General features: G+C 45.2%; 10 protein-coding genes. 3 read left to right on the top strand and 7 right to left on the bottom strand.

Features of this window, described 5'->3' with window-relative positions; all coding sequences use genetic code 11:
- Window positions 1-3: 3 nt before the first annotated feature.
- Entirely contained in the window at window positions 4-1,428 is a 1,425-nt protein-coding gene (locus tag ACH6CZ_RS12610; protein WP_374097823.1) for an NAD-dependent succinate-semialdehyde dehydrogenase, read from the top strand.
- A gap of 333 nt (window positions 1,429-1,761) precedes the next feature.
- On the opposite strand, the gene ACH6CZ_RS12605 is transcribed toward ACH6CZ_RS12610, so the two are convergent.
- From ACH6CZ_RS12605 to desA, 6 genes are all read right to left on the bottom strand, one after another.
- Window positions 1,762-3,915, bottom strand: coding sequence for an ATP-dependent helicase (locus ACH6CZ_RS12605; protein ID WP_374097822.1), 2,154 nt, complete (start codon window positions 3,913-3,915; stop codon window positions 1,762-1,764).
- 257 nt (window positions 3,916-4,172) lie between these two features.
- Window positions 4,173-5,885: a thiol reductant ABC exporter subunit CydC gene (gene cydC, locus ACH6CZ_RS12600; RefSeq protein WP_374097821.1), complete on the bottom strand. Its 1,713-nt coding sequence runs from the start codon at window positions 5,883-5,885 to the stop codon at window positions 4,173-4,175.
- Window positions 5,878-7,599: a thiol reductant ABC exporter subunit CydD gene (gene cydD, locus ACH6CZ_RS12595; RefSeq protein WP_374097820.1), complete on the bottom strand. Its 1,722-nt coding sequence runs from the start codon at window positions 7,597-7,599 to the stop codon at window positions 5,878-5,880. Before cydD ends, cydC begins: the two co-directional genes overlap by 8 nt.
- A 330-nt stretch (window positions 7,600-7,929) precedes the next feature.
- On the bottom strand, window positions 7,930-8,529 hold the full coding sequence (locus ACH6CZ_RS12590) for a response regulator (protein ID WP_374097819.1): 600 nt from the start codon (window positions 8,527-8,529) through the stop codon (window positions 7,930-7,932).
- On the bottom strand, window positions 8,526-9,659 hold the full coding sequence (locus ACH6CZ_RS12585; RefSeq protein WP_374097818.1) for a sensor histidine kinase: 1,134 nt from the start codon (window positions 9,657-9,659) through the stop codon (window positions 8,526-8,528). The genes ACH6CZ_RS12590 and ACH6CZ_RS12585 overlap by 4 nt, the downstream gene beginning before the upstream one ends.
- Before the next feature lie 106 nt (window positions 9,660-9,765).
- Window positions 9,766-10,809, bottom strand: coding sequence for a Delta(5) desaturase DesA (gene desA, locus ACH6CZ_RS12580; protein WP_374097817.1), 1,044 nt, complete (start codon window positions 10,807-10,809; stop codon window positions 9,766-9,768).
- Window positions 10,810-11,514: 705 nt separating this feature from the next.
- Here desA and ACH6CZ_RS12575 point away from each other — a divergent pair.
- Together ACH6CZ_RS12575 and ACH6CZ_RS12570 are read left to right on the top strand one after the other, a co-directional pair.
- On the top strand, window positions 11,515-12,459 hold the full coding sequence (locus tag ACH6CZ_RS12575; RefSeq protein ID WP_374097816.1) for a M23 family metallopeptidase: 945 nt from the start codon (window positions 11,515-11,517) through the stop codon (window positions 12,457-12,459).
- A 101-nt stretch (window positions 12,460-12,560) separates the two neighbouring features.
- A complete protein-coding gene (locus ACH6CZ_RS12570; RefSeq protein WP_374097815.1) occupies window positions 12,561-13,688 on the top strand; it encodes an NADH-dependent flavin oxidoreductase in 1,128 nt (375 codons plus the stop codon).
- A 92-nt stretch (window positions 13,689-13,780) separates the two neighbouring features.
- Here ACH6CZ_RS12570 and ACH6CZ_RS12565 read toward each other — a convergent pair.
- Window positions 13,781-14,662: SPFH domain-containing protein (locus ACH6CZ_RS12565; RefSeq protein WP_374097814.1), on the bottom strand; the 882-nt coding region annotated here is incomplete at its 5' end.

Here is a 14,662-nt window from a genome sequence, read left to right as displayed (position 1 = left end):
CATTTGGATACATATAACCTTATTATTAATGGTGAAGAAACAGGTCAGGATCTTGAGACAATTGAGGTCATTAATCCCGCTACAACTGAAACCATCGCAACGGTGCCTAAAGGCGGAAAAGAAGAAGCCGTAAAAGCAGTTGATGCAGCACATCACGCATTTAAAGACTGGTCGAAAAGAAATACGTATGAGCGCAGCGCTCTATTAATGAAGTGGGCTGATTTGATTGATGAACATACAGACGAACTCGCCCGCTTAATGACGATTGAACAGGGTAAACCGCTAAAGGAAGCTGCCGGCGAAATCTCGTATGCGAACGGTTTTATCAAATGGTTTGCTGAAGAAGGAAAGCGCGTGTATGGTGAGACGATTCCATCTTCAAAAGGTGACAGACGTCTTTTCGTTCATAAGCAGCCGGTCGGTGTGACAGCTGTGATTACACCATGGAACTTCCCGGCAGCGATGATCACACGTAAAGTCGCACCAGCTCTTGCGACGGGCTGTACGGCTGTGATTAAACCTGCTACTGCTACACCGCTGACAGCGTTACGCCTTGTTCAGCTGGCAAAAGAAGCAGGGATTCCGGATGGCGTGCTAAACGTGGTAACCGGTAAATCATCAGATATCAGTGAAGCATGGCTTGGCGATTCACGCGTCAGAAAGCTGACATTTACAGGCTCAACTGAAGTCGGCAAGTCACTGATGAAAGGTGCAGCTGATACGATGAAGAAAATTTCGCTGGAGCTCGGAGGACATGCACCTGCCATTGTCATGGATGATGCGGACCTGGAAAAAGCAGTAGACGGTGTGATTGCGACGAAGTTCAGAAACGCCGGTCAGACATGTGTCTGTGCGAACCGGATTTATGTGCATGAAGAGATCGCAGAAGCATTTACAAAGCGCTTCACTGAAAAAGTTGAGGACTTAAGACTTGGAGACGGACTTGAAGAAGGCGTTGACCTTGGACCACTGATCGATGAAGATGCGATTGAAAAGGTGCAGAAGCATATTGAGGATGCAAAAGAAAAAGGTGCAACAGTTGAAACCGGCGGTGAGCTGCGTGATGGTCTATTCTTCAAACAGACGGTTCTTTCCGGGGTAACGGATGACATGCTGTGTATGAATGAAGAAACCTTTGGACCGGTTGCACCGATCACTACGTTCAAGACTGAGGATGAAGCGATTGAACGTGCAAATGATTCCATTTACGGACTCGCAGCCTATGTATTTACTGAAAACATTTCAAAAGGCATTCGGATTTGTGAACAGCTTGAATACGGAATTGTAGGATTGAACGATGGCCTGCCGTCCGCTCCGGAGGCACCATTTGGCGGCTTTAAGCAGAGTGGTCTTGGCCGCGAGGGTGGTCATCAGGGGATTGAGGAATTTCTTGAGACGAAGTTTATCTCAGTTGGACTGGATGAGTAAAAGATATAAAGGTGGGACGAATGTCGTCTCACCTTTTTTATGATCTCCTTTGCTGAATGTTCAGCTGTCTTCATCATTTATTTCTTCCCGGCACGGGTGACAATATAAATCTTTTTCATGATAGACACCGTCCAGGAAGCCATCTACGCAATAGACTGTTTTTCCACATCTAATGCATTTCCCGACAACTTCACGCATAGTCCCGCCTCTTCCCTTCTATTTTCATTAAGCTGCTGTGGTTTTTGGTCAACTAAATCGTTTCGCTGCGCTTCACTATGATAACTTTATTAATTTTCCAGCTGTTATTTAAAGTGCTATTTGGTTCAAAGATATCTATTCAACCGGCTCCAGCAGTCCCATTGTCAGGCACAGGTCCAGTGCCAGGCGCTTTGTTCCTTTAGGGAATTTAATTTCAAGTCCATCTTCAGAAAAGCCTTCGATACGTCCTGTTCCGAATACGCGGTGCTTCACTTTGCGCCCGACTTCAAGGTCAGATACCCTTCTGATCGCATTCGGGTTCTGTGGAACTCTGCTTTCATCCACCTGCTGTGCTTCAGGAGGGTTGATAATCTTATTGACTCTCAGTAGAAACGGCGAAGGATTCGTTTTACTGCCGGCCCTGTTTCTGTATGAAAGCAGTTCAAGCTCCTGTTCAGCACGCGTCATGCCAACGTAGAACAGGCGTGCCGCTTCTTCCATTGGATCCTTATTCCCTTTATCCTGCTCCTTCACATCATTTTTTGAAGGGATGATGTCTGCAATCAGATCAAGCATATACACTTTTTTGAACTCAAGTCCTTTAGAACTGTGAAGCGTTGACAGTGTGACCGCATTTTCGTGCTTATTGAACTTCGACGTTTTCAGCAGCGACTCAAGCTGCTTCAAGCGATTCGCAAAAGCGACCATCCCTGTTTCCTTCTGCGCAATCTGTTCAAGCGTTGAAAGCACGTCGTGTAAATATTCAATAGAAAACCCCAGGTTCTCACTCATTTTTTCAAGCGCGCGGTCATAGCCGGCCTGCTCTCTGATCAGACGGATCACGCGGTAAGGTTCACCGCCTTCCATTCTTTCAAAAGCCCTCTTCAATCCATTGATCTGTTTTCGCTGATAATCCTTGAGTGAGTTCAACTTGAGCAGCCGGTCAAAGACGCTGCCTTCCTCCGGCTGTTTTTTCAACTCAAACAGCTGCTGGCGCGTCACATACCCAAGACATTTCATTGAAATTTTTTCAAAAAGGTCTGTCCGGCTGTTGTTAAAAGTGAGCCGCATAAAGTTAAGAATATCCTCCACAATCCAGTGACTGAAAAATCGCACGTCAGAATCTTTCATATAAAACGGAATCCGTGCGCGTTCAAGCTCATTCATGATCAGAATTGAGGAGCTGTTTGTTCTGTATAACACTGCAGCATTCCTGTAATTATCAAGTTTCGCAAGCTCTTGTGCGAGGTAGGCAGCCTGGTCTTCATAATCTGGAAACACCTTGATGCTGACAGGATCTCCTTCTTCATTTTCAGTAAACATATTCTTTTCATAGCGGTTTTTATTACGCTTAATAAATTCATTCGCTGCATTCACAATTTGTGGAGTTGAGCGGTAATTCTGCTCCATCATTAAGATATCTGCTTTCGGATACACCTTTTTAAAATCAAGCAGATACTGCGGTTCAGCAGCCCGCCACGTGTAGATCGACTGATCATCATCCGCTACCACACACAGATTTTGATGCGGTTCGACCAGTTTTTCCACAATGGCATGCTGAACAAGTGATGTATCCTGACTTTCATCTGTCAGAAGGTGATCATAGCGCTGCTGAAACTTTTTTAAAAGCTTTTTATCATTTTCAAAAGCCTCGAGTGCCAGCGTCAGCATATCATCATAATCAAGCAACAGCTTCTCAGGATCCTTCCGTTTGACCGCTTCATATTCAGCTGCGATCTGCTCAGCATTTGTTACTTCACACTTTACCGTACTCCACTTTTTTCTTGGGAGAAGCTTGTTTTTAATAAGGCTGATATAGTTGGACATTTCCTCAAGCTGATCATCTGTCATGGCTTCTTTGTTAAAGCGCTGAAACAGTGTCCGCAGCAGCAGTTTTTTATTCGCCGTATAGTCAGACGGATCCTCAACAGGTCCTTCAATCAGCTGCCACGCTTTATTTTCTTTTCTCAGATAATCACGGACTACTGCAAAGGCCAGGCTATGAATCGTTGAAAAATCGACTTCAGGCAGCACCGGAAACATTCTTTGATAGCGCTGCTTCATATCATCCGCCGCCGCTTTACTGAAGGTGACCCCTTTAATACGCGCCGGGTCCACGCCGCGCTCTTCAATCAGGTGTCCAATCCGCATCATAATGGTCGTCGTCTTCCCTGAACCAGGTGAAGCAAGCAATAGAAGCGGACCATCTCCATGGAGAACAGCCTGCTTCTGCACTTCATTCAGATTGACGCCTATTTCGCGCTGTTTTCTTGTAAAATAATCTGCCATATCCGTTCGTCTCCTGTAAAATATTCTACGGTTATCGTACCATTGATTTTGGTTTTTGAGCAGGGGGGAGATCCGTCATTCGGGAGGCTGGATTGCTACAAGTTCGGCGTGGATCGCTACAACTCCGGCCCGGACCACGACAAGTTTCCGGGTGGATCGCTACAACCTGAAGCCGGATTGCTACAACTTCAGCTGAAACAACGACAACCGCACCATCTACCCACCAAAAAGAAAAACCGCCTCATCAGCGGTTTTCCTCAAACTAATATCTCCTGCTCAATCTTCTTCATCTCATAAAACATACCGCGGGCAGCCATCAATTCTTCGTATGACCCTTTTTCCACAATCCGGCCGCCATCCATGACGATGATCTGATCCATTTTCTCAAGACCATTCAGCTGGTGGCTGATCAGGCAGACTGTTGCATCTTCTGTACGCTCTTCAAGGTAGCGCATAATCTCAGCTGACGTCACATTATCAATTGAGCTGAGCGGCTCATCCAGCAGCCACAAGCTCCGTTTCCTGAGCAGTGCCCGCGCAATGGCAAGCCGCTGACGCTCTCCGCCTGACAGATTCTCTCCCTTTTCAAGAACAGCATCATTCAGCGTGAACCTTGCAAGTCTTACTTTTTCAAGCATCCACAGCATTTCTTCATCCGTCAGACCGTCCCTTGCGATACAAAGATTATCTCTGATCGTGCCATAGAAAAAGTGGTTTTCCTGCATGACAACATTGGCTTTTTCCCAGATATCCTCAGATTGAATATGACGGATCGGTTTATCCTGAAGGGTGATCTCACCATCACTTGTTCTGAGCACGCCAAGCAGCAGCTGAAAGATCGTTGATTTACCGGAGCCACTCGCCCCGACGATCGCCGTTTTAGAGCCTGGATCGATTGAAAATGAAGTGTAATCAACAGCCGACCTTTCTTCTCCTTCATGGGTATAGGAAACCGATTGAAACGCAATGGCCGGTGCTTCGTCCGTCAGCGTTTCGTAAGGTTCGACCGCCGTGACGGATTCAATATCAGTGACTTCATTCAAGCGTGAAGAAGCTTTTCTGCTCTCTTCTAAATGTGGCGGCAGCACAGCCATTGGCGCTGCATTTTCAAATATATTCAGTGACAGCATGACAAGCATCGCGAGAAATACGCCGTCAAGCTGATCCTGCTGCACAAGGTATACGCCAGCTGCCAACACCAGCCATGAGACTAACAGCCCTGCTGCCTGATTGACAGACTGGTTGAACATACTCTGACTGCTGCTCTTTTCCTGATTTGCGATATAAGCAGCTGATGACTGGTGAAGTGACGCTTCCTTTTCATCCAGCTGCTGATAGATTTTCAAATCACGGAATCCATAAAGCACTTCAGCTGTATCTGTTGAAAGGTCAGCACGTGACTCGCGGACCTTTTCTTCAATCTTCTGTCTGCGCAGTGCAAACAGTGCCGGGATCAAGAGCCCGGTTAATAGCAATCCTGATGCAAAAATCAGCGGGAACCAGAAAGAATAGAACGTGGTAAAAATCATCGCACTTAAGAATACAAATACAAGCACGATTGGCGGATAATAGACGCGTAAAAAGAAATTTTGCAGACTTTCAACGTCCCCTGTAATCCGCGCCAGCAGATCACCGCTTCTGAATTTCTGAAAAATACCCGGTGCCAGTGGCTCAAGCTTTTCAAAGAAACGGACGCGGATCCCCGCTAAAATATTGAAGGTTGCACGGTGCGATACCATCCGCTCCCCATATTTTGACCCGGCTTTCACCAGACCGAACACTTTAATAAAAGCAATGAGCAGTGTAAGCGTGTAGACAGGCGGCAGCAGTGCGGCTTTTGAAATCAGATATCCGCTTGCTGCAAACAGACCTGCTGCCGTGACGCCGCCGATATAGCCGAACAGAACGGAGTACCAGACGTTTTTCTTCTCTGCTGCAATTTGCCTTAATACAATACTAAGCTCACGCACTTGCTCCACCTCCCTGTATCATTTCCTGATAGGCGGGCTCTTTTAATAAATCCTGATGCTTACCCCTTGTTTTCAATGATCCGTCTTCAAGCATCAGAATCTGATCAGCATTTCTAATCGTATAAAGTCTGTGTGCAACGGTAATGACTGTTGCACGTTTTGAGAGCTCCTCCATTGACGCCGTCAGAATTTGTTCTGTTTTCAGATCAAGCCCTGTTGTCGGCTCATCGAACAGAATGATAGAAGGTTTTTTCAGGAACGCCCTTGCAAGTGCCAGACGCTGCCTCTCGCCTCCTGAAAGGCCTCGCCCACCTTCTCCAACAGGCGTATCAAGTCCCTTTTGAAGCGTTTCAATCAGCGGTGTTAAACCTGCTTTGTCAGCGGCTGATTCAATTTCGCTGCGCGTTGCTTCCTTTTTACTTCCGATTGCAATGTTATCAGCGAGCGTTCCAGAGAAAATAAACGGCTGCTGAGAGATATAGCTGAGCTGATCAAACCAGCTTTTTTCTTCGTAATGGGATAGATTTTTACCATTCACTGTAATTGCACCTGATGTAGGAGCAATCAGTCCACTAAGCAAATTTAATGCAGTTGACTTTCCTGATCCACTTTTTCCAATCAACGCAATATTTTCATAAGGTTTAATATCCGCCTCTAACGGTCCAAGGCCAAAGCCCTCTTTCCCATACTGAAAGACAGTCTGGTCAAACTGAATGTGCGGCGGCTTGTCTGATGAAAGCTGTTCACTTCCCCAGTTCACACGATCTTCTTCTTTTGAAAGCTCTTCATCAATTAACTTGGCAGCACCGATACTGCCTCTTCCTGTATGAAAGGCGTTTCCAAGCTCTCTGATCGCCACGTAAAATTCAGGTGCCAACACCAGCATGAAAAATGCTGTGAAGAATGTGACACTCTCAAAATAAATCAGTCTCAGTCCAAGCTCAAGTGCGACAAGTCCAACACCAAGCATCGAGATATACTCAAGTGCCAGTGAAGAGATGAAAGCGATCTTGAGCACTTCCAATGTAGCATCCCTGAACTTCAGGCTGCTGTCTTCAATCGTATCCCGCTGCTTTTTTGCCTGACCGAATAACTTCAGCGTTGTCAGCCCCTGAAGCGTATCTAAAAATGTTCCTGAAAAAGCAGAAAGCTGCTCTAACTGTTCTTCAGATTTCTTTTGCGTTTTGATCCCGATGATGATAAAAAACAGCGGGATAAACGGAGCTGAAACAAGTAGAACCGTTCCCGTAATCCAGTCCTGCCAAAACGCAGTTACAATGATCATCAGAGGGATAAATGCAGTTAAAGTGAGCTGGGGAATATACTTACTGAAATAACTGTCCACCTCATCTACCGCATCCATCAGCACACTAACTTTGCGTCCGGACTGTCCCTGCAGTGAAGCCTGAACAGGATTTCCTGCATATTTTTCAAGCAGCTTTTCACGAATGGTCTGCTTCACTTTTGCAGAAAGCCAGGCTCCCGTGCGTCCGCTCGCATAGGTCAATGCTGCACGGGCAATCAGTGCCAGCGCAAGCCACCCGAAGAGCGGAACAACATCTGAGAGGGCTGCTCCTTTTAAAAATACTTCGTCTACAATTTTGACGATAAAATAGGCCTGCGCAATGATACTTGCCCCTGTTAACAGAGCGACTATAATCATTAATAAGCGCGTGCCTTTATATTGCTTCGCATATTGCGAAAGTTGATTCATAGATCAAATCTCTCCGATCGTTAATTATTGACGATATTGTGAATAAATTCACATGTGTGTATATTGTTATTATATATGATTATACGTGATTTTTCATGGGATAGGATTGTTTGAGCACATTTGTATGTAGGAATTGAAGAATACTTAATAACCGGTTCTCTGCGCTTCAGGCGGACGCTTTCCGCAGGGCCGGCGGTGAGCCTCCTCGCGCTTCGCGCTGCGGGGTTTTACCTGTCCGGCTTCTCCTGCTGGAGTCGCCGCCTTACGCTCCGTTCACCTCAGAAACACAAATATGAAATGAGGGTAATACAAGATCAAATCAACCTAACTTTATTTAAACCAGCCCTTCTCTCTGAAGCGGGAGATGGCTTCTATTCGGTTTGAGACTTCGAGTTTGTCTAGTATGACTGAGATATAGTTTCGGACTGTGCCGTTTGTGATGAAGAGTGTGCCGGCGATTTCTTTTGTTGTTTTACCTTCTGCAATCAGTTCCATCACTTCACGCTCACGCTCTGTCAGCGGGTTTGCTTCTGTCAGAGCCATATCGACGAGTTCAGGGGCATAGATTCTGCGTCCTTCCATGATGGTACGGATTGAGCGTGCAAGTTCTTCACTCGGGCTGTCTTTTAATAAGTAACCGCTGACTCCGGCCTTTCTGGCTCTTTCGAAGTACCCAGGTCTTGCGAATGTCGTCAGGATAATGATTTTCGCCGGTTCATCTTTTAATTCTTCTGCAGCATCAAGACCAGTTTTCAACGGCATTTCAATGTCCATAATACAAATATCAGGTTGAAGGGATTTCACCATTTCAACGGCTTCTTCCCCGTTTTTTGCTTTGCCTATAACTTCCATATCATCTTCAAGATCAAGCAGGGAGCCAAGCGCTCCGAGCAGCATTGTCTGATCTTCAGCTAACACGATTTTTATCATTGCGCTTCCTCCTTAGAGACCTGCTTCAGTACGGTCGGTACACAAATCGTAATGTTCGTACCGAGTCCGCTTTCTACATCAAGCGTGCCATTTACAAACTCCAGGCGCTCTCTCATGCCTCTCAACCCGTTTCCTTCTATTGAACGGTCGATCGCGAATCCCTTCCCGTTATCTTCAACTGTCACTTTTAATTCTTTAGGAAGCTGTTCAATTACCACCTTACAATGCGTGGCACTGCTGTGTTTTACAACATTGGTGACAGCTTCTTTCAGGCACATGCTGACCACATTTTCTACTAAAAGCGGAACATTCTCAAGTATCGGATTTCCTTTTACTTCAGGCCTAATCTGTGCCACGTGAAGCAGCTCACGGATATGCATGATTTCTTCATCAAGCTTTGTCCCGCGCATATCTGATACAAGCTCTCTCACTTCTTTCAGTGCTGTGCGTGCAGTCTGGTTTATATCATTCAATTCACTTTTGGCATTTTCGGGGTTTGCAGTGACCAGCTTTGCAGCAAGATCACTTTTTAAACCAATTAATGAAAGCTTTTGACCAAGCGTATCGTGCAGGTCCCGTGCAATCCGCTGACGTTCTTCCATGACCATCAGATCTGAAATACGCTTTTGTGCATATTCAAGCTGTCCTTCAAGCTTTTCACGCTTCATTCTGTTGTATGAATTAAGCGGTAGTAAAATCACACCAATCACGCTGACTAATACGAACGGGAACTGTGTAAAAAACAGCTGGTCCTGTGTGAAAAATGCAATATTGACTGTGATGATTGTAGAGCCAACCAGGATTCCGTATAGCGTAAAAAACCCTACTTTATGCTGAACACTTGCAATCATAAATGAAAGAAAGATCGCAAAATAAACGAATCCAAATAAAATCGTCATGGCAATACTAATCGCGATGGCAATGCCTACCCAGACATAGTTCACCCAGCCTTTTGTCAGATAGGTCAGCCGGTAAGCTGCAAAAAATACCAGAATCATCGCTACCCCGGTTGAAATTTCAACCCAGCCGGATGATCTTAAAATAAAATAAAAAGGCAGCATACAAAAGATAATCCAAATATATATATTCAATCCTGTGTTTTTCGGAAAAATGTTATACCATTTTTGCACAAGCATTCCGCCTTTCTCATGTATCAGTATAGCACGGATGAAAGAGTGTTCAGAAGGTCCGCAAAAAAACGCCCGAAAGGTCTTTATACCCTTCAGGCGCTTTAAATTAAGATCTCGTCTGCATCCGACGAAGTTCAATTGACATTTTTTCTTTTTTAATCTGTCTCTTGACTTCATTGAAGCTGACAAATGTTTTACGTGATTCGTCGTACAATCGGAATTTGATTGATTCAAGACTTGAACGCATCGTAATCGTAGTCGCCTTGTGAAGCGGCGGAGTGGATTCATGCGCTTTTTCAAGATGATAGTTCGGCACTCTAGGGCTTAAATGGTGAACATGATGATAACCGATATTACCTGTTACCCACTGAAGCACTCTTGGCAGCTTATAAAATGAACTTCCATCTACAGCAGCCTTTACATAATCCCATTCAGATTCATCCTCGAAATAGGAATCCTCAAACTGATGCTGCACATAAAACAGCCAGATCCCAAGGAAACCTGAGATAAACATAATCGGTCCATGGACAAGCAGGAACGCTTCCCAACCGAGCCATAAGATCATGCCTGTGTATAAAACAACGATTGAAGCATTCGTGATATACGTGTTTTTACGCTCTTTTTTACGTGCGTCTTTTCTATTCATACGGTTTGTGACAAGGAACAGATAAAGCGGTCCAAGTCCAAACATCACAAGCGGATTGCGGTACATTCTGTAAGAAAGTCTTTCTTTCCATGAAGCCTTCTTATACTCTTCCACTGTCATAATCCAGATATCGCCTGTTCCGCGCTTATCAAGATTACCACTCGTCGCATGGTGAATCGAATGCTCACGCTTCCACTTTTCATAAGGGAACATCGTCACAATTCCGGTTAATGTGCCAACCAGGTTATTCAGCTTTTTGTTTTTGAAAAATGATCCGTGACAGCAATCATGGAAAATAATAAAGATCCGTACGACAAACCCTGCCGCAATGACCCCAAGACCCAGTGTTAATAAATACGAAATCTCAAGACTCTGATACGCTAAAAACCATAAAATAAAAAATGGTGGTATGGTATTAATCATTTGTCTGATACTTGCTTTCATATCAGCTTTTTCATAAGGAGAGACACTTTTGCGCAACTCTGCTGTTTTTTGTTTACTCATGTTTTCCTCCTTCTGTAACTCTTATGACCTCATCATAAAGCTTTCCCCGAAATAAAATAAGTCATGAGTGTAAGGAAAAAGATGTGACACTTGTCATATCCCGAAAAGCGGAAGCAGGCGTTTAGGTCCGACAAGCATAAGACGCACTGAGAGAAATGGGTGATCTTTCCCATTTTCTCAGTGTGGCTTATGACTCGAGGGCCTGCCTGCTGGAGCTGGACACCTCGAAAAGCGGAAGGTGCTTGGTCAGCTCTGACGGGCATAAGACGCGGACAATGCAGCTGATTGCTACAAACTGCGGTGGAATTGCTACAACTTCCCGGGCGTATCGCTACAAACTCTGGGCCAGATTGCTACAACTCCACCCAGAATTACTACAACTTCCCCCAAAACAACGACATCCGCCACCCCAGCCCTGCATGCACTTCGGAAACTGTCTTTTGTTTCTCAAAAGCATCAAGAGCGAATGTGCTACGACGCTGCTGTGGGATAACACATCAAAAGTGAGAAATTGCTACATCTCTGGCACGAATCACTACATCTTCCCGGGCGTATCACTACAACTCCGGGCCAGATTGCTACAACTCTGCCCAAAACAACGACATCCGCTCCGCGCTCCGCACACCGCAACACTCCAAATCCAAAAACTCTAAAATAACGCTTGAAATCATCTCACTTACACATACTACTCCCGAGGTGAACAATATGAAAACTTTCTTAGCTGCGACTGTCAGCTTTCTGCTCATTTTTTCAACTGCAGCTGCTGTTGAAGACCGTAAGACGCTTTTAAACGAACGTTTGACTTATTACACTGCTTATCACCATCAGGGTGTGCCATGGTATTACCTTGCAGCCATCGATCAGTTCGAGCGGAATATTCAGCCGCTCCGCCAGGATATCGAAAAGAAAGAAGGGCCGCTTGCACTGACAATCTCTGAAGAGCGCTGGTTTGGTCCGCTTCACCCGGATCAGTCAAACCTCTCTCCATATTTTATTGAGTTTTTTGGCGGGATTGGACAGGATGCGAATGGGGATGGCAAGGCTGATCCAAATGATCCGGAGGATATTTTCGGCTCAATGGCAGACTATATTAACAGTTACGATTCCTTTAAAGATGCGGTAAAAGCCTACTACGATAGAAAAGAGTCCGTCAGTCAGATCATGACGATCGCTGAGTTATACCAGCAGTTTAATACGCTTGATCTATACACACATGTATTTCCGCTGCAAAAAGATTATTTATACAGTTACCGCAGTACATGGGGCGGTAAGCGGGGCTGGGGTGGCCGGCGGATGCATGAAGGGACTGACCTTTTCGCTGGTTACGGGACTCCTGTGCTTGCTACGACTTACGGAAAGATTGAAGCGCTCGGCTGGAATGATTATGGCGGATGGCGCGTGGGTCTCAGGGATATCCATAACGTTTATCATTATTACGCACACCTTTCCAGTTTTAAAAAGGGGCTGAAGCAGGGTGATATTGTTAAAGCCGGTGATCTGATAGGATATGTTGGAAGCTCCGGATATGGTAAAGAAGGGACAAGCGGAAAGTTCCCTCCCCACCTCCACTACGGCATGTATATTGATAACGGAAAAAACCAATGGGCATATGACCCTTATCCTTCATTAAGAAAATGGGAATCAAGCTGACCTGCACATTCAATGAGCAGGTTTCTTTTAGTTACCCGAAAGAGCCATTATAATGATGTCTGTGAGATTACATTTTTGATTTTTGAAGGAGGAAGATCATAATGACTAAAAAATTCTTAGAGTCATTTACATTAAAAAATGGCGTAACACTTAAAAATAGAGTGCTGATGGCACCAATGACGAACTTTTCTTCAAAAGATAACGGTGAAGTAACAGATGAGGAGCTTGCATACTACCGCGTCCGCTCAGGCGGCGTTGGGGCAGTTCTTACTGCAGTAGCCAATGTAACCGATGACGGCAAAGGGTTCCAAGGGGAAATCGGCGCACACCGCGACGACCTGGTACCAAGTCTGAAAAAGCTTGCTGACACAATTAAAGGTGAAGGCGCAAAAGCGATTTTACAAATCTTCCACGCAGGCAGAATGGCTCCGCCTGAACTGCTGCCTGACAATCAGACAGTCAGTGCGAGTGCAGTTGCACCGGTACGTGAAGGGGCAATGACACCGCGTGAACTGACAAATGATGAAATTGAAAATATTATCAAGGCATTTGGTGATGCAACACGCCGTGCGATTGAAGCGGGGTTTGATGGAGTGGAAATTCATGGGGCGAACACGTATCTGATCCAGCAGTTCTTCTCTCCCCACTCAAACAGACGTGAAGATAAATGGGGCGGATCTGTTGAAAAACGCATGACATTCCCACTTGCAGTGATTAACGAGGTAAATAAGACGGTAAAAGAATTCGGAGATGAGTCATTTATCGTTGGCTATCGTCTGTCACCTGAAGAGCGTGAAGAACCTGGCATTACAATGGAAGACACGCTGACATTTACAGCTCGACTTGCTCAGGAAGACCTTCATTACCTGCACGTATCTGTGATGGACTTCCATCAGGGATCAATGCGCGATGAAGCTGATACAGCATCACGCGTTCAGCTGATTCAGGATCAGATTGGCGATAAGCTGCCGATTATTGGTGTCGGTTCACTCCACACCCCTGATGACGTTGAAAAAGCAATGGAAGGCGGCGTACCATTGATGGCACTTGGCCGCGAAATCATTGTGGAACCTGAGTGGATTCAGAAGGTTGAAGCAGGTCGTGAAAGTGAGATCAGAACGTCGCTGTCAGTTGATGACCGTGAAACACTGACAGTACCTGAACCGCTATGGCAGGCGATTGTGAATACAAAGGGCTGGTTCCCTGTGAAGGAACACCAGAACGCATAATGGACATACCCGGGCGCTAATGCCCGGGTTTTTTGTATGCACATCAAAAAACCGGACTTCCAAAAAGAAAGCCCGGTCCAGTAATCTGCTAATTATTGAAGGCTCAGAAATGAACCGTTATGCTTGTTCTCTTCATCAACAAGCATCAGGTTAATTCCAAGGCCCAGGTCAAGATTTGATGCAAATGAATTGTCATCTTCTTCAGATGAAAGTCCTGATGCTACACCAAGATCAGTAGCAACGCCAAACTCATCTTCAGAAAGACCAAGATCAAATGCATTTGTTACGTCAGCAAATAGTGAAGAACGATCTTCTTCATCTTCGTTAGAAAGATTTAGACCAAGGTTTGTGTCATTTGAAAGAGAAGACATGAAATCTTCATCCTCTTGACTTACAAAAGAACCTGACAGATCGTTAACCAGGATACCATTTAGTCCAGTTTTTGAATCTTCATCTTCAAATCCTGAACCAATCGTACCACCAGTTACAGCATCTAATGAACCTGATGTCATATCGTCATTTGACTCAAAAGCACCATCAAGGTTGTTGAAAAGTTCTCCGCCAAGGAAAGAGCTGCTTTCTTCATCTTCAGCTTTCACACCAAAACCTGCAGTTGTATCGTTAGAGACATTTGCTTTTACTTCATCTTCATTCACAACGAAATCTGAATTCAGATCATTTGAAGCGTCCGCCATTACTTCTGCACTTTCTTCCTCACCCTCAGCTTTTAGACCAAGTGATGCGTCTGTTTGTGCATCTGCATTAGCTTTTACTTCATCTTCGTTTACGACTACGTCTGTGTTCACATCGTTTGAAGCCTCCGCCATTACTTCTGCACTTTCTTCCTCACCCTCAGCTTTTAGACCAAGTGATGCGTCTGTCTGTGCGTCTGCATTAGCTGCTACTTCATCTTCGTTTACCACTACATCTGTGTTCACATCGTTTGAAGCATCCGCCATTACTTCTGCACTTTC

Origin of the sequence: Jeotgalibacillus sp. JSM ZJ347 (assembly GCF_044383825.1) — a bacterium.
Lineage (GTDB): Bacteria > Bacillota > Bacilli > Bacillales > Jeotgalibacillaceae > Jeotgalibacillus.
The sequence above is the reverse complement of the archived record's forward strand: the minus strand, read 5'-3'. Positions and strand labels throughout refer to the sequence as shown.